Source organism: Vibrio sp. 970 (assembly GCF_033339075.1).
This window is the reverse complement of record NZ_JAWOTW010000231.1, coordinates 1-768: the sequence shown is the minus strand read 5'-3', so window position 1 is coordinate 768 and position 768 is coordinate 1. Positions and strand designations below refer to the sequence as shown.

Sequence of the window (768 nt, the reverse complement as noted above, 5' to 3'; positions counted from 1 at the left end):
ATTTGAAATGAAATGGTTTGTAAATAGAAACTTCGCCCGAGAGTTAGCCTATGCCGATAAAAATGTCGAACAAGACGAAGACACCGACCGTTCACTCGCGCGTTATGCCAATATTTATTACGTCAAAGGCGAATATCGTATTTCACTAGACCAAACATCGCTACTGCAACCCGCGTTCACCTACATCAACCAAGATGCGGATGGAAAAGCAGAATCGTATGACTCTTATGCCTTTGACGTAAGTTGGTTTAAGTTCATCAACCGTCATCGTTTAGCCTTAACCGCAGGCTATGCACTCAAAGATTATCAATCGGCTAGCCAAACTTTTGCGAAAACGCGCAGTGATGACACCTTGAGCTTGTTTGCCGCTTACGAATACCAAAACGTGTTTGATTGGCAAAACTGGTCGTTCATTTCCTTCGCGGGTTATAGCCAAACCGATTCAAACATCACCTTTTATGACGAAAATGAATACCTTTTGTCGTTAGGCTTTAACTACAGCTTCTAACATGGTTCTCGCGGCGAACATGTGAATACTCGCCGCGAGCTCCTCTCAAATGACCACTACACGGCTTGAGCCGTGAGTTGTTTCAGCAATCGGTCCATCGCGCGATACCCGAGCGCTTCCGCCAAATGAGAACGCTCAATCTGCTCAGCACCTTCTAAATCCGCTATCGTGCGAGCCACTTTAATGATGCGATGATAGGCACGAATCGATAATCCCAGCCGATGGAGTGCAGTTTCGAGAAATTCCGCATCGCTTTTTTG

Annotated in this window: 1 protein-coding gene and 1 pseudogene; one reads left to right on the top strand and one right to left on the bottom strand. The window is 45.7% G+C overall.

Features of this window, described 5'->3' with window-relative positions:
- Window positions 1-508: DUF2860 family protein (locus R7Q11_RS25870; RefSeq protein WP_225466962.1), on the top strand; the 508-nt coding region annotated here is incomplete at its 5' end.
- Window positions 509-564: 56 nt separating this feature from the next.
- Here the strand turns inward: R7Q11_RS25870 and R7Q11_RS25865 are convergent.
- A pseudogene (locus R7Q11_RS25865) lies at window positions 565-768 on the bottom strand (ATP-dependent protease); the annotation flags it as partial.